Below are 16,761 nucleotides of genomic sequence, written 5' to 3'. Positions count from 1 at the left end.
GTTGTTGCTGTATTTTTTCCATTTAATGTCCGAGCGATCGCGACGTCGGCCCGCGAAAGCCACATCATCGATGGAGCGACAATTCAGGAATGTCGACGCCATCATGGACGACGGCCGCCGACAGTCGCTGATCCGCTACTACATGGAAAAATACGAATGTGGTCGTGAGGACGCCATGCGCCGAACGGTCGAGGAGCGCCAACGCGACACTAACCGGTGGTGCGGGATCAAGAGAAGCAGCCTGGCGTGAACGCCTCGATCATGGCGATCTCCTGTGCCGTTAGAAGCTTCCCATCCATCCAGGCGCCGCTCATCAGCACCAAATAGATATACGGTTCCTGCGTATCACCGACCCTGTTGATCGGGCGATCCGGATAGCGCCGTCGAGCAGCTTCGAGATCTTCCATCACGAATGGATGGCGAGCCGCAGGCAACAAAAAAGGCCGGGATGAACCCGACCCCCTTCCGTGATCTCCTCCCGCCGCTGCCAGTACATCCGTGGTCAGCAGGCGAGAGGGATCGTGTGCCTCCAATATAGGCGTGATTGAAATTTAATCAAATCGGAAATCAAAGGGTGAGACCTTCGGGGTGACGCCACCCAATTAGGCTATTGAAATGATTACAGCTTTCCAGATACGACACTGATAAACTGCGGGTATGCGTGGCTTGCTGTTCTTCATTATTGTTGCTCAGTGCCTGTTGGCTGTGGATTGGATCGCAACCGAGGGCGAGTACACACGCGTTGCTTGGAGCGGCGTACAAGAAGAAGCCGACTTCGCCCGCTATCAGCTGGGATATTGGGTCAACGCTATCGGTCTGTAGCGCTGGACACTTTTCCGAAAAGCCTAATGGTTGCGCACAAAAGATCTGCGTCCAGAGGCAGGCTAAATGATTGATTGATTGTGATTTCTGCGTTCCGGCTTGGGGCGCCACCACATCACCCGAATTCTCCATACCGACAGATGTTTCCGTCTTGGCCGCGACTTGGCCAGCGCTTGCCGCGACGGTCATTGAATTGGCTCGCTCGAAAGTGTTAGGTGCGCTGCAGCAGAAAACTGTCATGGCAGCGTCATGTTACCGAGAATCGAGACTTACGACGACCTCTACCGTGCCTTCCGCTGGCAGATCCCGGAGCGGTTCAACATCGGCGTCGCTGTCAGCGACGCCTGGGCTGTGCGGGAGCCGGAGCGCGTCTGCCTTCAGCATTTCAATCCGGACGGTGCGCATCTGGCGTTGACCTATGGCGAATTTGCCCGGCAGTCCTCCGCCTTCGCGCAAGGGATTGCGAGGCAGGGCATTGCGCCCGGCGAGCGCGTCGCAATCCTCTTGCCGCAGGGCTTTGCGGCGGCGATCGCCCATGCGGGGATCTACAAGCTTGGCGCCATCGCCTTGCCGCTTGCGTTGCTCTTCGGCGTCGAGGCGCTCGAATACCGGCTGCGTGACGCCGGTGTTTCGGCCATTGTCACCAATGGTTTCGGTTTCGAACGTATTGCCGCGATCCGTGACCGGTTGCCGGAACTGCGCCTCGTCGTGCTGGCGGACGATCAGCCGCAGCCGGGGACGATCGCCTTCTCGTCGCTCGCTTCCGGGGATCCTGAAGGCTTCGTGCCGGCGGATACGGGCCCGGACGATCCGGCATTGATGATCTACACTTCCGGCACGACCGGGCCGCCGAAGGGCGCGCTGCACGGGCATCGGGTGCTGCTCGGCCATCTGCCGGGTTTCGAGTTCCATCATCACTTCCTGCCGCAACCGGGCGATCGCATGTGGACGCCGGCGGACTGGGCCTGGGCGGGAGGGTTGCTCAACGCGCTCCTGCCGTCGCTGTTGCATGGCGTGCCTGTCGTGTCTTCGCCGGCGCAGAAGTTCGATCCGCATACGGCGTTTCGCATCCTGGAAGAGATGGATGTGCGCAATGCCTTCATTCCGCCGACAGCACTTAGGCTGATGAAGGCGGTCGAGAAGCCGCGCGAGCGCTACCGCCTCAATCTTCGGACAATCGGTTCGGCCGGTGAGTCCCTGGGGCGCGAAACCTATGAATGGGCAAAGGCAGCGCTCGGTCTTAAGGTCAGCGAATTCTACGGCCAGACCGAGTGCAACATCGTCATCTCGTCAGCCGCCGATCTTGGCGTCGTCAAGCCGGGGTCGATGGGCAAGGCAGCCCCCGGTCACCGGGTGGCGATCATCGACGCAGAAGGCCGTGAGCTTCCGGCGGGCAGCGTCGGCCAGGTCGCGGTCAAGAGCCCGGATCCGGTAATGTTCCTGGGATACTGGGGCAACGAGGCGGCGACAGAGAAAAAATTCATCGGCGACTGGATGACGACCGGAGATCAGGGCGTGATCGACGAGGAGGGGTACTTCACCTTCTTTGGTCGCGACGACGACGTCATCACCTCGTCAGGCTACCGCATCGGCCCAGGCGAGATCGAGGATTGCCTTGCCGGCCACCCGGATGTGCAACTGGCCGCCGCCGTCGGCAAGCCGGATCCGGTTCGCACCGAGATCGTCAAGGCCTATGTCGTGTTGAGACCCGGTGTGGATGGTGACGAGCGTGTCGCGACGTCCATTCGCGAGTGGGTGAAGACCCGACTTTCGATGCACGAATATCCGCGCGAGATCGCCTTCGTCGACAGCCTGCCTCTGACAACCTCCGGCAAGGTTATCAGGCGGTTCCTGCGTGATCGCGCCGCAGCGGAGGCGCGCGGGGCGATCGAGGTTTCCGAAGCGTCGTAGGACCGTGGTCGCCGCGAGGCAGATTCCAACCTAGAGCGGGATGCGTGCGGAAAACCGCGCACAGTTTTCCTTGTCCCGCTCTAGCGTCCGGCGAGCGCCTTGATCTTGTCGCGCAGGATCCGCGCCATGTTGCGGGTGTTGCGGTAGAGGTGCAGCTGGGCTGCAACCTGGCGCACTTCGCGGTCACGGGTCTGCTGCAGGCCGATCACCAGCGTGCCCATTTCCTCACGCTCCTGCCAGAACCGGCTCATGATCGGATGATCCGGCACGGCACAGGAATCGGAGCGGGCGATGTTGGCATCGTCGAGATGCCATTCCGTCAGTTCAGCCAGCAGCAGCTTGCCCGGAGAGAACTTGGCATAGCGCTCGTCATAGGCGGTCTTCCAGGTGTAGGCCTCGCCCGACATCAGGAACACGACCATGGACGCGATCGCGCGGCCATCGAGGTCGAGTGTGTGGATGCGCACGCTGTCGCCGTCGGCAAGGTTGGTGATCGCCTCGCGGGCAAAGGCCGCACGGAAGCGGTCGAGCACCATGGCGCTGCGGCTCTTGCCCTTCCAGCCTGATGCTTCGAGCGCCAGGAACTCCTCCATGCGCAGGCGGATTTCGCCCGGTTGGCGGGCGACCGAATAGTTCAGCACGCCGTGCTTTTCGAGATTGTTCCACTGCCGCCGCAGTTCGCGGAAATGCGACGGGCTGATGGCGTTGCGCAGATAGGTCGGCCCGTCGAGCAAGCTTTCGAGCATCGGGCGGCTGAAAGTGTCGGTGACTGTCAGCGGCAGGTTGCGGCCGATGGCGACGGCACGCGTCAGGCGGGCCACCTTGCCATTGAGGCGCATGTCGGGAAGAACGAGCACGGACGGCAGGCCGGTCGAGGGCGCGGTGAAGGCTTCAAACAAATTGTCGATGGTCTCGGCGGCATCCTCGGCATCGACCAGCGGTACGCCGAGCGGGCCGAAGGGGTTCGACCATGCGCGAATGATCGGCGCGCCGATCGAGAACCCAGGCTTTTCGATCGAGAACGGCATCAGGAAGCGCAGTCGGCTGCGGCGCTCGTCATTGTCGCGCATGATCGCGAGCCGGATCACCCGTTCTTCGAGGCGCGGCATCGCCGGGGCAAGGAAGCGGCCGGTGAAGAAGACGTTCGGTTCCAATGCCCGGTTCGACAGGAAGTCGAGCTCGCGCTGCAATTCGTAGCCGGCTTTGGCCGGGTAGATGGCGAGATGGCGTCCAGGGCGGCCGACCTCAATCAGATGTTCCGCGGTCGGGCCCGCATCACCCGGTTGTGCGAGCCCGCCAAGGACCCGGGCGGCGCGACTGTTAGCGTCGCTCGGAAGATTGGTATTGCCGATCATGGATGGACAGCCCCGTTGTTTTCATTGCCAGCCCGCACGCGCGCAAAGGCGAAGAGCGCGAAGCCGAAGGTACGCCGGACGGCGATATGCAGCAACATCGCCTCGACAAACATTGCACCTGCGGTTGCAAGCGCAGCGCCGGTCAGTCCGAGGAGAGGGATGAGGCTCAGGTTGAGTGCGATATTGGCCACCAGCGCGCCGGCGTAGAGGATCACACAGAGCGTCTGCTGGCCTGCCATCGTCAGCAGCGTTTCCGCCGGGCCGACGAAGGCCTTGGCGAGAATGCCGCCAAAGAGGATCATCATCAAGGGCATGCCGGTGACGAAGGCAGGGCCGAAGAGGGAGAGCAGGAACGGACCCGCAAGCAGGACCAGCGCACCAACCAGAAGCGACGGCCAGAAGGCCCAACGGGCGCTTTCGATCGCGATCGCCGCGAGCTGGCGGCGATCCCGGGCCATGGCGTTCGAGACGCGCGGGCCGGCCGCTGCCTTGACGGCGAACATGACGAAGTGCACGAGCGCCATGGTCTTGGCGGCCGCGAAATAGATCGCGACGTCATCGGGATCGAGATAGAGGCCGACGATCACTACGTCGGAATTGGTGAGCAGGAAGCCGAAACCATCGACCAGGAAGATGGGGATCGAGACCTTGAGCCAGCGGCCAAGCTCGATGCGCCGGGGACCTTCCACGTAGCGCGAGCGGAGGCGATAGGTGAGCACCAGGAACTGCGAGACGGTGGTGACATAGGCAGCGGCCATGGCAGAAACCATGGCGGTTTGCGCCGTATGCGCCGCACCTGCCGAAACCGCGAGCACCATGAAGACGAGCACCAGCAGCGGGCGGATGATGAAGGTGGGGCTCATTGCGGAAAGCGCCCAGCCATGGGCGCGCGACGTCCCGTCCATGACATCGCCAAGCGAGATCATCGGCAGGGTGAAGAGGCCGAGATAGAGCGGGAAGAGGTAGTAGGTTTCGACATAGGCGCCGAAGAGCCAGAGGCCGAGCAGGCCCACGACGGCGACCGTGGTGGCGGAGGTGAGGGCAAAGACGCGCGCCGTCGTCGTTACGCCGCGGATCTCGTCGAGTGCTGCCGTTGCCTGATACTCCGGCAGGAAGCGGATGACGACAGAATGGAAGCCGACGCAGGAGAGGCTTCCAAACAGGATCACCAGCACCCAGACGAAGACGAAGATGCCGTATTCGAATTCGCCCATCATTCGCGCCAGGATAATCTGCGAGACGAAGGCGATGGCTGCGCTGAAAATGCGAACGGTGAAGGCAACGAGCGCCATCCGGCGCGCCGTGTTCTTCATGTCGGCGCCGGTCAGGATCGCGACCATTGCGCCGAGCACCGCGGACAGGCGGTGTCTCAGCGCCAACGGCAGCATTCGTCCGGCCGTTTGACATACCGCCATGAACACGAGAACACCCTGAGATTACGCAATACAGGGTTTCAGTACTGCCAGAACAGCGTTAACAAACGGTTCAGCGCGGTTGTATTTGATGGGGCCAGCCATGCCGATTGAGGACAGCGAACGGCAACGAATGATGCGGGCAAAATCGATCGGCCCGCGCATGATCGGCTATCTCGAAGAGATCGGCATCGAGCGACTGGATGAACTGAAAACGGCCGAGGCAGAAGACCTCGCCTCTCGCATCAACGCCACCCTCGGTCGTCGCCACATCAATCGCACAGGCATTCACGCGCTCGAAAATCTGATCGCCTACGCCAAGTCGTTCGATTGCTAGGAAGCAAAAAGCGGGAAACGAAAATGCCGCCCGAAGGCGGCATTTCCTGAGGAGCTGGGCCGCGGGCGCCAAAAGCACCCGCTTTACCTTGCCTGGCTTATGCTTCGTAGATGCCGTGGCAGTGCTTATACTTCTTGCCGGAACCGCACGGGCAGAGTTCGTTGCGCGAGACCTTGCCCCAGCTTGCCGGATCGTTCGCGTCGCGCTGCACGGGGGCGGCTGCCAGAAGCGTTCCGGCGCTGTCGCCGAAATCGTCTTCGCCCGTCAACGGATCGATATGATGCCCGTGCATGACCGGCGGTGCCGGCTGCGGTGCTTCGGCCGCTTCGCGGACCAGCTCGACGCGCATGAGTTGTGCAGTCACAGCCTGGCGCAGGTTGCCGAGCAGGGCCTGGAAGAGCTCGAAGGCCTCGGACTTGTATTCCTGCAGCGGGTCACGCTGCGCGTAGCCGCGGAAGCCGATGACCGAGCGCAGGTGGTCGAGGTTGACGATATGCTCGCGCCAGAGATGGTCGAGCGTCTGCAGCACGACCGAGCGTTCGACATATTGCATGATCTCGGGGCCGAAACGCTCGGCGCGATCTGCGGCCTCCTTTTCGGCAGCGGCGGTCACGCGCTCGAGAATATCAGCCTCGTCGATGCCTTCTTCGGCCGCCCATTCGACGATCGGCAGGTCGAGATTGAGGTACTGCTGCACGTCGGCCTTCAGACCCTCGACGTCCCACTGCTCGGCGTAGGCGCGCTCGGGAATGCGCTTGCCGACCATGTCCTCGATGACCTCGGTGCGCATGTCGGTCACGGTCTCGGTGACGCTTTCGGCATCCATCAGTTCGATGCGCTGCTCGAAGATCACCTTGCGCTGATCGTTGAGAACGTCGTCATACTTCAGGAGGTTCTTGCGGATGTCGAAGTTGCGCGCTTCGACCTTCTTCTGCGCGCGCTCAAGCGCCTTGTTGATCCAGGGATGGACGATCGCTTCGCCTTCCTTCAGACCCAGCTTCTGCAGCATGCTGTCCATGCGGTCGGAGCCGAAGATGCGCATCAGGTCATCCTGAAGCGACAGGTAGAACTTGGAGCGGCCCGGGTCGCCCTGACGGCCGGAGCGGCCGCGAAGCTGGTTGTCGATGCGGCGGCTTTCGTGACGCTCGGTCGCGAGAACGTAGAGGCCGCCGGCGGCAAGTGCCTGCTCTTTCAGTTTCTGCACTTCGGTGCGGATCGCCTCGATGCGCTGTTCGCGCTCCGGGCCGGGCTCGACTTCGGCAAGCTCCTGCTGGATGCGCATGTCGATGTTGCCGCCGAGCTGGATGTCGGTACCGCGGCCGGCCATGTTGGTGGCGATCGTCACTGCGCCCGGTACGCCGGCCTGGGCGACGATGAAGGCTTCCTGCTCGTGGTAGCGGGCGTTCAGAACCTGGAAGTTGGCAAAGCCCGACTTCTTCAGGAGATCAGCAAGCTGTTCGGACTTTTCGATCGACGTCGTGCCGACCAGCATCGGCTGACCGCGTTCGTGCGCCGACTTGATCTCGTCGATGATGGCCTGGAGCTTTTCGCCCTGGGTACGGTAGACCTCGTCGTCCTCGTCGATACGCTTGATCGGCAGGTTGGTCGGCACTTCGATCACTTCAAGGCCGTAGATGTTGCCGAATTCTTCCGCTTCGGTCGCCGCCGTGCCGGTCATGCCGCCAAGCTTGGAATACATGCGGAAATAGTTCTGGAAGGTGATCGAAGCGAGCGTCTGGTTCTCGGGCTGGATCTGCACCTTTTCCTTGGCTTCGAGCGCCTGGTGCTGGCCTTCGGAGTAACGCCGTCCCGGCATCATGCGGCCGGTGAACTCGTCGATGATGACGATTTCGTCGTTGCGGACGATGTAGTCCTTGTCGCGGGTGAATAGCTTGTGGGCCTTGAGCGCGTTGTTGACGTGGTGGACGATCGCGACGTTCTCGATGTCGTAGAGCGATTCACCCTTCAACAGGCCCGCCTGGCGCAGAAGGTTTTCGAGCTTCTCCGTGCCTTCTTCCGAGAAGTTGGCCGAGCGCTGCTTCTCGTCGATTTCGTAGTCCTCGGGCGAAAGCAGCGGGATGAACTCGTTGATCGTGTTGTAGAGGTCGGAACGGTCGTCGAGCGGACCGGAGATGATCAGCGGCGTGCGTGCTTCGTCGACGAGGATCGAGTCCACTTCGTCGACGATGGCGAAGAAGTGACCGCGCTGGACCATCTGGCCGCGCTCGTACTTCATGTTGTCGCGCAGATAGTCGAAGCCGAGCTCGTTGTTGGTCGCATAGGTGATGTCGCAGGCGTATGCGTCGCGGCGCTGCTCGTCGGTCAGTCCGTGGACGATGACGCCGGTTCTCATGCCAAGGAAGCTGTAGACGCGGCCCATGGTGGCGGCGTCGCGCTGGGCGAGGTAATCGTTGACGGTAACGACATGCACGCCCTTGCTGGCAAGGGCGTTCAGATAAACCGGAAGCGTTGCGACGAGGGTCTTACCTTCACCGGTCTTCATTTCGGCGATCGCGCGCTCGTGCAGGATCATGCCGCCGATGAGCTGAACGTCGAACGGACGCAGCCCGAGGACACGGCGCGCGGCCTCGCGGGCAACGGCAAAGGCCGGTACCAGGAGGTCGTCGAGCGTCTGGCCCTCGTCCAACTGCTTACGGAATTCCACCGTCTTGGCAGTGAGCGCCTCATCCGACAAAGCCTTCATTTCGGCTTCAAGAGCGTTGATGGCGTCCACCCGAGCCTTGTAGCCGCGGACGCGACGATCGTTGGCGGAACCAAACAACTTGCGGGCTAGGCCGCCGAGACTGACCATACGAATGGTCCTTTCTTTTTTGTTGCCCTAGGTCTCATGGCCGCGCCGCGAAAACCGCGCAATGCCGTGAAACGCCCGGAAACTGTTCTGGACGCGAGGTTGCGTGACAGATAAGAGGGGGGTCGAATTATGTCAACGCAATTGCACTGCCGGACGGCTACAGAACCGCCACATTCTGGTGGTGTGCAGCCGCTACAAGCTGCAGGCAATTGCGCCGAAGGCTAATGTGAAAGGTTAGTGAGCATGTCCAAGTTGAAAACCCTGGCCGCCGCGGCACTGGTTGCGGCCATGGCCGTTCATGGTGCCGCGCGGGCGGAAGACGCCGATCCGGTGATCGCCAAGGTTGGCGGCGAGGAAGTGCGCCAGTCCGAACTCACGTTGGCGCTGGGTGGTCTCGATCCGCAGCTGCAGCAGATGCCGGACGAACAGAAGCGCGCTGCGGCTCTCTCGGCGATTATCGACGTCAAGCTCCTGTCGAAGACGGCCGAAAAGGAAGGCCTGCAGGATGATGCGACCTTCAAGCAGCGTGTCGCCTACCTCACCGAGCGCGAACTGCACAACGCCTACTTCAAGAAGCACGTGGTCGACGCAATCACCAAGGAAGAGGTGAAGGCGCGCTACGACAAGGAGATCGCAGCGATCCCGGCGCAGGAAGAAGTGAAGGCTCGCCATATTCTGGTGAAGACCGAAGACGAAGCCAAGGAGATCATCAAGGAACTCGACGCCGGCAAGAGCTTCGTCGAGCTGGCCAAGGCGAAGTCTTCCGATCCGAACAAGGACGACGGCGGCGATCTCGGCTACTTCACCAAGGGCCGCATGGTGCCGGAATTCGAGACGGCTGCCTTCGCTCTCGAAAAAGGCACCTACACCAAGACCCCGGTCAAGACGCAGTTCGGCTTCCACGTGATCCTGGTCGAAGACAAGCGCCCGCAGGCTCCGCCGCCGCTCGAGCAGGTCGAGCCGCAGGTTCGCCAGCTTCTCATGCGTGACAAGTACGTCGAGTTGCTTGCCGCCGCCAAGAAGGACGCAGGTGTCGAGATTTCCGATCCCGCTCTGAAGAAGGCCTATGACGAGGCCAACAAGGCGCAGGAAGCTCAGCAGGCCAAGTAATTTCGATTGGCAGGTGCCGCCGCTGGCCGTACCTGCCGTCACCGCTTTTTGTCGATGCCCGGCGGTGAAAACCGTTCGGGCATTTGTCGCAAGATGAATCTGGAGCAGTTTCGGTTGTAAACCGCCTCAGATCTTTGTTGTTACGCATTTCCCGACGGAAAACCGCTACGCACTTTTCCTGGAAATGCTCTGGCTCCAACCCGTCACAGCAGGTTTCCCATGTCCGGCTCCGTTTCTCCGCTTGCTCCGAAAACCTTCGCCGAAATGCCTTCCGTACGCGGTGTCCGCATGGCAACCGCTGCCGCAGGCATCAAGTATAAGAACCGCACCGACGTGTTGATGATGGTGTTCGACAAGCCAGCGGCCGTTGCCGGTGTTTTCACCCGCTCCAAGTGCCCTTCGGCTCCGGTTGATTTCTGCCGGCAAAACCTCGCCGGCGGTGTCGCGCGCGCCGTTGTCGTCAACTCCGGCAACGCCAATGCCTTCACCGGCAAGAAGGGACGCGAAGCGACCGCTTTGACGGCGAAGTCGGCGGCAAAGGCGGCCGGTTGTGCCGAGGGCGAAGTGTTCCTCGCTTCGACCGGCGTCATCGGCGAGCCGCTCGACGCGACCAAGTTTGCCGGCGTGCTCGACGATCTGGCCGCAGCCGGCAAGGAAGATTTCTGGTTCGAAGCCGCCAAGGCGATCATGACGACGGATACCTATCCGAAGGTCGCCACCCGCACCGCCGAGATCGGTGGCGTCAAGGTCACGATCAACGGTATCGCTAAGGGCGCCGGCATGATCGCGCCCGACATGGCGACGATGCTCTCCTTCGTGGTGACCGACGCCGACATCGCCCCGGCGGCACTTCAGGCGCTGCTTTCGGCCGGTGTCGGGCCGACGTTCAACTCGGTCACGGTCGATAGCGACACCTCGACCTCCGACACGCTGATGCTCTTTGCAACGGGTGCAGCGGCAGCCGACGGACAGGCGACGATTTCCGATGCGGCCGATACGCGCCTCGATGGCTTCCGCCTGGCCCTCAACGATCTGCTGCGCGATCTGGCTCTCCAGGTGGTGCGCGATGGCGAAGGTGCGCGCAAGATGGTTGAAGTCACCGTCGAAGGCGCCGAAAACGACGCGGCAGCCAAGCGCATCGCACTCTCGATTGCCAATTCGCCGCTGGTCAAGACAGCGGTTGCCGGCGAAGACGCCAACTGGGGCCGTGTCGTCATGGCCGTCGGCAAGTCCGGCGAGATGGCCGAACGCGACCGACTGGCGATCTGGTTCGGTGACGTGCGCGTAGCCGTCGACGGCGAGCGTGACGCGACCTATTCGGAAGCGGCAGCCACTGCCGTCATGAAGGCCGAGGACATCACGATCCGCGTCGAAATCGGCCTCGGTTCCGGTCGCGCCACGGTCTATACCTGCGACCTGACGAAGGAATATGTCGAAATCAACGGCGACTACCGCAGCTGAGGCTCCGGTCGGGCAATCGCAAGCAGTCTGGCATCCCAGGCCGGCCGGAGGTAGCAAGATGACATCGATTGATACTCGGCCGGCGGGCAAGGCCGCGGCCGAAGGTGGGGAAGTGATAATGGTGGATCTCCCGAGCGTGCGCCGTCTCGAGGCCGTGGGCTTCCGCGCCTGGCCGGCAGCGTCGGTGCAATATGACGGCAGCTGGCTTATCCGGCTCAATGCAGGTCACGATTCCAAGCGTCTCAACTCCGTCAATCCGCTCGATCCGTCCGACTATCGCGATATTCCGGTTCGCCTGGAAAAGGCCGCCAGGCGCTTTGCGGATTACGGCCGACCGCTGACCGTGCGCCAGACGCCGTTGACGCCGCCGCAACTCGTTGCCCATATGGATGCGGAAGGCTGGACGGCCTTCAGCCGCAGCCTGGTGATGACGACCGATCTTGCCGAGCGCGAATTCGGCGACGGCATCGATCACCTGCCGATCAAGGACGTTGGACGCTTCGTCGATGCCTGCATCGGCATCGCCAAGGGCGATACCAAGAGGAAGGCCGCACTCGCCGAGATCATCAATGCGATCAAGCCGGAAAGCGGCCTGTTTCTGTTTGAAGATGCCGAGACTGGTCCGATCGCCGTGGCGCTCGTCGTGCAGGACAACGACCTCGCCGGTATCATGCAGTTTGCCGTCGACGAGCGGGCCCGCGGACGCGGTGTCGGCAAGGCGATGCTTGATGTTTGCTTGCGGTGGGCGCGCCTGCGCGGCGCCAAGAAGGCCTGGCTGCAGGTCGAGGCGGAGAACCGTGCAGCTCTGGCGCTGTACCGCGGTGCCGGCTTCTCCGAAGTTTACAGCTATATCTACAGAACGCCTGGGGCTTGAGACCATGGACGCCAACCGAAAGAAGATCGTCCTCGTTGCGGCCTGTGCTCTGGTCGATTCCGACGGCCGGATCTTGCTTGCGCAGCGGCCGGAAGGAAAGTCGCTTGCCGGTCTCTGGGAATTTCCGGGGGGCAAGGTCGAAGCCGGTGAGACGCCTGAGGAAACCCTGATCCGTGAACTGGAAGAAGAACTCGGCATTCGCACCAAGGTCGCGTGCCTCGCGCCGCTGACCTTCGCCAGCCACACCTATGAGGACTTCCACCTGCTGATGCCGCTCTATGTCTGCCGGCGCTACGAGGGCGTGGCGACGGGACGGGAAGGGCAGGCGATCAAGTGGGTGCGGCCAAAGGCCCTGCGCGACTATCCGATGCCGCCGGCCGACGAGCCGTTGATACCCTTTCTTATGGATTTGCTCTGAACCTACCCGAAATCTGATTGATTATTAATCGATCGTTTATCTCCCTCGCGCAAAGATAGCTCAATTCATTTTCGGTACGCATTGTTGGTGAACGGCGTACTGATTTCAGGCAGTACGGTGGAACCAAGCTTGGGAAGGGCGCTTGCGTTCGCTGTGCTTTGTGCGTTTGTGAGGCTGGGATGGTGGACGACGATTTCTGGAGCACGGTTCAGGAAAAGGATCTGGTGACTAATCAGTCCCGCCGGACGGGTGTGCTCAATCTGTCGCTGCTGTTTGGAACGGCAGTGATCGCGCTGACATTGATCCTGACGCCGATGCTGTCTTCGAAGAACGACAGGCGCATCATGGCGAATACGCCCGTCGACTACGACAACATTTCCACCGGCTCCATCCCTTCGAGCGGGACCTCCAAGCGCTACACGGTTCGGCGCAGTGTCCTTCAGGAAATGCCGGGCGCGGTTTGCATCATCGATGCCGACGGCCGCAAGAGCGGATGCTGAAGCCAGCGCCATCGGGTCTTCCGATGCCGCCTTGTGTTTCGGATTGAATACGAACCAGGGTGGGGACGCATGGAAAGGCTGAGACGCTTCTTTCGCGATACGCATGCTGGCATCGCCATCGAGTATGCACTCATTGCCGCCATCGTCTCCCTCAGCCTGATCCTTGGGGCCGAGCAGATCGGTAGCGCCCTCTCAGCGGTCTACAATTCCGTCGCGACAGCCTTCGAGGGGGCTTGAGTTCGGTTCGAGCGCGATCGTCGCCGGTTAGAGCGGCTGCTCCTTTGTGCCGAGCGCTGCCGACAGCCGTTGCTTTGCTGACCCCGGTTTCAATGGTTTTTGCTGGCTTTCGTGCGGCGCCCAGCCGGACAGGTAGATGACCGAGAACGTCGCACGAATGCGGCCGTCCGGGTCGGAAAAGCGTTCGGCATAGATTTCGGCTGCCCGCAGGAAGAAGCGCCGGGAAACGGGCGCGCGGCTTCGCGCCGAGAGTGGGCTCGTCATGCCCATGGCGCGCAGATCCCGCATCAGGGCAAACAGCGAATCATAGCGCACCGTGTAGGTCTCGGTGTCGGTAACCGGCAGCGCGAAGCCGGCGCGCTGGAGGAGAGCGCCGACATCGCGCACATCGGCGAACGGGATGACCCGCGGACTTGCGCCACCCGTCAACTCGGCCTCTGCGGCCAGAAGCGCCTCGCGCAGTTCCTGGAGCGTACCGCTGCCGGGAATGGCGGCGAGGAAAAGCCCGTCGGGCTTCAGCGCGCGGCGAACCTGGATGAAGGCCCCGGGCGTATCATTGGTCAGGTGCAGCGATAGCGGCGAGACCACCAGGTTGAAGCTCTCCGGCTCGCCTGGAACCTCTTCGAGCGAGGCGATCGTGACTGGTGCTTGCCCAGACCCGAAGCGCGCATCCGTTTCCGCGCGCTCCACGGTGCCGATCTTGCCGGTCGCCATGAGGTCCCGGGCCGTCTGCCCGGTGTAACCGTGCAGCTCCAGAGCGCGATCGAAGTGCCGTTCGACGACGCTGACGCGCTCGGCAAGTTCCTGCGCAACGATATCGAGAAGGAAACCGGCTTTCGGATCGGCGTTTCTGAGCGCCCTTGCCCGGTGTGCCTCGACGAGGCTCTGGTCAAAGATTTTTTCCACGATACTGTCTCCGCACGCTGGCCAGCAAAAAGACCTTCGGAGGTTCAAAGTCAACAGCATGGCATGGGAGAGACCGCTGTTTCCGGAGGAGGGGTGGGGACGCGCGCTGGGGAGGCTCGTCTCCGGGGCGGTCGATCTCGTCTATCCGCCGGTCTGCTGTGGCTGTGGCCGGCTGGTCGGCAGTCATCGCGCGGTTTGCGCGCTTTGCTGGTCGACGCTGCCGCTGATCGAACGCCCCTTTTGCGAATTTCTCGGGACGCCATTTTCGGTCGACCACGGGACCGGCTCGGTTTCGCCCGAAGCCATCGCGCATCCGCCGGCTTTCGACCGTCTGAGGTCGGTGGCTATCCATGAAGGCATCGCTCGCGACCTGGTGCACGGGCTGAAATACCGCGACCGTACCGATCTCGCGCCGATGATGGCGGAGTGGATGATCCGGGCGAGCGATGGTGCGGTGGCCTCGGCCGATGCGATCATCCCGGTGCCGTTGCATGCCTTTCGGCTGTGGAGGCGCAGGTTCAACCAATCGGCGGAACTGGCGCGGGCCATCGCGCGGCTCTCCGGCAGACCCTATCAACCCGATGTGCTGAAGCGTATCCGACGCACGAGCCGGCAGGTGGGCCTTGCGAAGCAGGCGCGTGAAGACAATGTTCGCGGCGCCTTCGCGGTCTCGGAAAGCGGCAAGGCGGGTCTCCGTGGGAAAAGCGTGGTGCTCGTCGACGATGTATATACGACCGGTGCAACCGTTTCCGCAGCGACCCGCGCGCTGAAGCGGGCGGGAGCGGGGCCGGTCACGGTTTTGACCTTTGCAAGAGCCATATCCGGTCTTATATGACAATCAGTTGTCCGGCACGGTGGCCGGTGAAGGAGCGATTCAGGATCATGGCTTCAGTGGTCATTTATACGCGTCAGTTCTGCGGCTATTGTTCGGCCGCCAAGAAACTACTGGAAACCAAGGGCGTGCCCTTCCTCGAGCATGATGCAACCTATGATCCGAAGGTTCGGCAGGTGATGATCGAGAAGTCGCATGGCGGCACGACGTTCCCGCAAATCTTCATCAACGACATCCATGTCGGCGGCTGTGACGACCTGCACGCGCTGGAACGCGCCGGCAAGCTCGACGGCATGCTTGCCGCCTGAAGCGGCGACCGAAGACGCGATATTTTGCGAGCCGCTGGTGAGGGAGAGGGTTTTCGTTTCTCAGTGGCGTGCATCAGGAGTTGAACCAGGATGATCTTCAAGGCCGCAGCCATTCAGATGTGTTCCGGCGTCGATCCGTACAGGAATGCGGAGACGATGGTTCGGCTGGCACGGGACGCCGCGGCACGAGGCGCGACCTACATCCAGACGCCGGAAATGACTGGCGCGCTCCAGCGGGACCGCGCGGCCCTGCGTGCGATCCTGAAAGACGAGGCGAACGACATCATTGCAGGTGAGGCGGCAAAGCTTGCCGGCGAACTCGGCGTCTACCTCCATGTCGGCTCGACGCCGATCGCGCTTCCCGACGGCAAGATCGCCAATCGCGGCCTCTTGTTCGCTCCGGATGGCCGCAAGATCTGCCACTACGACAAGATCCACATGTTCGACGTCGACCTGGATAACGGCGAAAGCTGGCGGGAAAGCGCTGCCTATCAGCCCGGCGGCACGGCGCACGTTGCCGATCTCGGCTTCGGCAAGCTCGGTTTCACCATCTGCTACGACGTGCGCTTCCCGGAACTGTTCCGCCAGCAGGCGGTCGCCGGCGCGGAGATCATGTCGGTGCCCGCTGCCTTCACGCGCCAAACCGGCGAGGCGCATTGGGAAATCCTGCTTCGTGCCCGCGCCATCGAGAACGGTCTCTTCGTCATCGCCGCAGCGCAAGGCGGCACGCATGAGGACGGACGCGAGACCTTTGGCCACTCGATGATCGTCGATCCCTGGGGGCGGGTGCTTGCATCGGCCGGTCCGACCGGCGAGGCAATCGTGCTTGCAGACATCGACGTTGCCGCGGTGCATGCGGCGCGCGCCAAGATACCGAACTTGAAGAACGCCCGCAGTTTCGTGCTCGATGAAGTGGCGCTAACCGGGAAGGGAGGCGTCGCCGCTTGATCCGCTATACGCTTTCCTGCGACAACGGCCACGCTTTCGAGGGCTGGTTCTCGTCGAGTGACGATTTCGACCGCCAGGTCGACCGCAAGCTGGTGTCCTGCCCCACCTGCAATTCGACCGCCGTTGCCAAGCAACTGATGGCGCCGTCGGTTGCGACCGCGCGCAAGAAGGAGGCGACCCGCGCTGTGATCATGGATCAGGCGCAGAAGGAAACGGTCGCCAAGATCCGCGAATTGGTGAAAACTGTGCGCGAGAACGCCGAGGATGTCGGCGAACGCTTCCCCGAGGAGGCGCGCAAGATCCACTATGGCGAAGCGGAAGAGCGCGGTCTGATCGGCAAGGCGACAGCGGAAGAGGCCGTGGCCCTGCTTGAGGAAGGAATTGCAGTCGCACCGCTGCCGATCTTGCCAGACGAGGTCAACTAAGCAGGTTAGCGCCTGCGAGATGCCGCAAACTTTGCCGGCAACTCTTTAAAAACAATGTCTTGCTTCCCATCTCGCAGCTTTGCATGGGAGTTT

General features: G+C 62.1%; 18 protein-coding genes. 12 read left to right on the top strand and 6 right to left on the bottom strand.

Annotation, left to right across the window (positions count from 1 at the left end):
• Positions 1 to 227: 227 nt before the first annotated feature.
• Positions 228 to 407 carry a hypothetical protein gene (locus LAC81_RS14575; RefSeq protein WP_223725371.1) on the bottom strand — a complete coding sequence of 60 codons (180 nt, stop codon included), beginning with the start codon at positions 405 to 407 and terminating at the stop codon, positions 228 to 230.
• Between the two features lie 160 nt (positions 408 to 567).
• The gene (locus LAC81_RS14570) at positions 568 to 1,011 is read right to left on the bottom strand and encodes a hypothetical protein (protein WP_223725370.1); all 444 of its coding nucleotides are present in this window, start codon (positions 1,009 to 1,011) and stop codon (positions 568 to 570) included.
• A gap of 60 nt (positions 1,012 to 1,071) precedes the next feature.
• Between LAC81_RS14570 and LAC81_RS14565 the strand changes: the two genes are divergently transcribed.
• Entirely contained in the window at positions 1,072 to 2,733 is a 1,662-nt protein-coding gene (locus tag LAC81_RS14565) for an AMP-binding protein (RefSeq protein WP_223725369.1), read from the top strand.
• Positions 2,734 to 2,813: 80 nt separating this feature from the next.
• Here the strand turns inward: LAC81_RS14565 and LAC81_RS14560 are convergent, their stop codons facing one another.
• On the bottom strand, positions 2,814 to 4,088 hold the full coding sequence (locus LAC81_RS14560; protein WP_223725368.1) for a GNAT family N-acetyltransferase: 1,275 nt from the start codon (positions 4,086 to 4,088) through the stop codon (positions 2,814 to 2,816).
• Positions 4,085 to 5,476 carry an oligosaccharide flippase family protein gene (locus LAC81_RS14555; protein WP_223727830.1) on the bottom strand — a complete coding sequence of 464 codons (1,392 nt, stop codon included), beginning with the start codon at positions 5,474 to 5,476 and terminating at the stop codon, positions 4,085 to 4,087. Before LAC81_RS14555 ends, LAC81_RS14560 begins: the two co-directional genes overlap by 4 nt.
• A gap of 127 nt (positions 5,477 to 5,603) precedes the next feature.
• On the opposite strand from LAC81_RS14555, the gene LAC81_RS14550 reads away from it, so the two are divergent.
• Entirely contained in the window at positions 5,604 to 5,837 is a 234-nt protein-coding gene (locus tag LAC81_RS14550; protein ID WP_223725367.1) for a hypothetical protein, read from the top strand.
• 97 nt (positions 5,838 to 5,934) lie between these two features.
• Here the strand turns inward: LAC81_RS14550 and secA are convergent, their stop codons facing one another.
• Entirely contained in the window at positions 5,935 to 8,649 is a 2,715-nt protein-coding gene (secA, locus tag LAC81_RS14545; RefSeq protein WP_223725366.1) for a preprotein translocase subunit SecA, read from the bottom strand.
• Positions 8,650 to 8,892: 243 nt separating this feature from the next.
• On the opposite strand from secA, the gene LAC81_RS14540 reads away from it, so the two are divergent.
• The 6 genes from LAC81_RS14540 (at position 8,893) to LAC81_RS14515 (ending at position 13,249) form a co-directional block, all read left to right on the top strand.
• Entirely contained in the window at positions 8,893 to 9,759 is an 867-nt protein-coding gene (locus LAC81_RS14540) for a peptidylprolyl isomerase (RefSeq protein WP_223725365.1), read from the top strand.
• Between the two features lie 219 nt (positions 9,760 to 9,978).
• Positions 9,979 to 11,220, top strand: coding sequence for a bifunctional glutamate N-acetyltransferase/amino-acid acetyltransferase ArgJ (gene argJ, locus LAC81_RS14535; protein ID WP_113541346.1), 1,242 nt, complete (start codon positions 9,979 to 9,981; stop codon positions 11,218 to 11,220).
• A gap of 58 nt (positions 11,221 to 11,278) precedes the next feature.
• Positions 11,279 to 12,094 carry a GNAT family N-acetyltransferase gene (locus tag LAC81_RS14530; RefSeq protein ID WP_419195778.1) on the top strand — a complete coding sequence of 272 codons (816 nt, stop codon included), beginning with the start codon at positions 11,279 to 11,281 and terminating at the stop codon, positions 12,092 to 12,094.
• 4 nt (positions 12,095 to 12,098) lie between these two features.
• Positions 12,099 to 12,512, top strand: a complete 414-nt coding sequence (gene mutT / locus LAC81_RS14525) for an 8-oxo-dGTP diphosphatase MutT (protein WP_223725364.1) — start codon at positions 12,099 to 12,101, stop codon at positions 12,510 to 12,512.
• Positions 12,513 to 12,691: 179 nt separating this feature from the next.
• The gene (locus tag LAC81_RS14520) at positions 12,692 to 13,012 is read left to right on the top strand and encodes a hypothetical protein (protein WP_113541349.1); all 321 of its coding nucleotides are present in this window, start codon (positions 12,692 to 12,694) and stop codon (positions 13,010 to 13,012) included.
• A gap of 69 nt (positions 13,013 to 13,081) precedes the next feature.
• Positions 13,082 to 13,249: a Flp family type IVb pilin gene (locus tag LAC81_RS14515; protein WP_113541350.1), complete on the top strand. Its 168-nt coding sequence runs from the start codon at positions 13,082 to 13,084 to the stop codon at positions 13,247 to 13,249.
• A gap of 27 nt (positions 13,250 to 13,276) precedes the next feature.
• On the opposite strand, the gene LAC81_RS14510 is transcribed toward LAC81_RS14515, so the two are convergent.
• Positions 13,277 to 14,155 (bottom strand): methyltransferase domain-containing protein, encoded by an 879-nt coding sequence (locus LAC81_RS14510; protein WP_223725363.1) that lies wholly within the window; start codon positions 14,153 to 14,155, stop codon positions 13,277 to 13,279.
• Between the two features lie 58 nt (positions 14,156 to 14,213).
• On the opposite strand from LAC81_RS14510, the gene LAC81_RS14505 reads away from it, so the two are divergent.
• The 4 genes from LAC81_RS14505 (at position 14,214) to LAC81_RS14490 (ending at position 16,668) form a co-directional block, all read left to right on the top strand.
• Entirely contained in the window at positions 14,214 to 14,990 is a 777-nt protein-coding gene (locus LAC81_RS14505; RefSeq protein ID WP_223725362.1) for a ComF family protein, read from the top strand.
• Positions 14,991 to 15,037: 47 nt separating this feature from the next.
• Entirely contained in the window at positions 15,038 to 15,295 is a 258-nt protein-coding gene (gene grxC, locus LAC81_RS14500; RefSeq protein ID WP_113541353.1) for a glutaredoxin 3, read from the top strand.
• Between the two features lie 90 nt (positions 15,296 to 15,385).
• Entirely contained in the window at positions 15,386 to 16,243 is an 858-nt protein-coding gene (locus tag LAC81_RS14495; RefSeq protein ID WP_223725361.1) for a carbon-nitrogen hydrolase family protein, read from the top strand.
• Entirely contained in the window at positions 16,240 to 16,668 is a 429-nt protein-coding gene (locus tag LAC81_RS14490) for a DUF1178 family protein (RefSeq protein WP_113541355.1), read from the top strand. Before LAC81_RS14495 ends, LAC81_RS14490 begins: the two co-directional genes overlap by 4 nt.
• Positions 16,669 to 16,761: the final 93 nt, after the last annotated feature.

Origin of the sequence: Ensifer adhaerens (genome assembly GCF_020035535.1) — a bacterium.
Lineage (GTDB): Bacteria > Pseudomonadota > Alphaproteobacteria > Rhizobiales > Rhizobiaceae > Ensifer.
The sequence above is the reverse complement of the archived record's forward strand: the minus strand, read 5'-3'. Positions and strand labels throughout refer to the sequence as shown.

Bases quoted from the DNA above. Each gene is read 5' to 3' on its own strand.
- LAC81_RS14575 (WP_223725371.1), bottom strand. From the start codon at position 407: ATGGAAGATCTCGAAGCTGCTCGACGGCGCTATCCGGATCGCCCGATC.
- LAC81_RS14530 (WP_419195778.1), top strand. From the start codon at position 11,279: ATGACATCGATTGATACTCGGCCGGCGGGCAAGGCCGCGGCCGAAGGT.
- secA (WP_223725366.1), bottom strand. From the start codon at position 8,649: ATGGTCAGTCTCGGCGGCCTAGCCCGCAAGTTGTTTGGTTCCGCCAAC.
- grxC (WP_113541353.1), top strand. From the start codon at position 15,038: ATGGCTTCAGTGGTCATTTATACGCGTCAGTTCTGCGGCTATTGTTCG.
- LAC81_RS14550 (WP_223725367.1), top strand. From the start codon at position 5,604: ATGCCGATTGAGGACAGCGAACGGCAACGAATGATGCGGGCAAAATCG.
- argJ (WP_113541346.1), top strand. From the start codon at position 9,979: ATGTCCGGCTCCGTTTCTCCGCTTGCTCCGAAAACCTTCGCCGAAATG.
- LAC81_RS14505 (WP_223725362.1), top strand. From the start codon at position 14,214: ATGGCATGGGAGAGACCGCTGTTTCCGGAGGAGGGGTGGGGACGCGCG.
- LAC81_RS14570 (WP_223725370.1), bottom strand. From the start codon at position 1,011: ATGACCGTCGCGGCAAGCGCTGGCCAAGTCGCGGCCAAGACGGAAACA.
- LAC81_RS14520 (WP_113541349.1), top strand. From the start codon at position 12,692: ATGGTGGACGACGATTTCTGGAGCACGGTTCAGGAAAAGGATCTGGTG.
- LAC81_RS14515 (WP_113541350.1), top strand. From the start codon at position 13,082: ATGGAAAGGCTGAGACGCTTCTTTCGCGATACGCATGCTGGCATCGCC.
- LAC81_RS14495 (WP_223725361.1), top strand. From the start codon at position 15,386: ATGATCTTCAAGGCCGCAGCCATTCAGATGTGTTCCGGCGTCGATCCG.
- LAC81_RS14560 (WP_223725368.1), bottom strand. From the start codon at position 4,088: ATGATCGGCAATACCAATCTTCCGAGCGACGCTAACAGTCGCGCCGCC.
- LAC81_RS14555 (WP_223727830.1), bottom strand. From the start codon at position 5,476: ATGCTGCCGTTGGCGCTGAGACACCGCCTGTCCGCGGTGCTCGGCGCA.
- LAC81_RS14565 (WP_223725369.1), top strand. From the start codon at position 1,072: ATGTTACCGAGAATCGAGACTTACGACGACCTCTACCGTGCCTTCCGC.
- LAC81_RS14540 (WP_223725365.1), top strand. From the start codon at position 8,893: ATGTCCAAGTTGAAAACCCTGGCCGCCGCGGCACTGGTTGCGGCCATG.
- mutT (WP_223725364.1), top strand. From the start codon at position 12,099: ATGGACGCCAACCGAAAGAAGATCGTCCTCGTTGCGGCCTGTGCTCTG.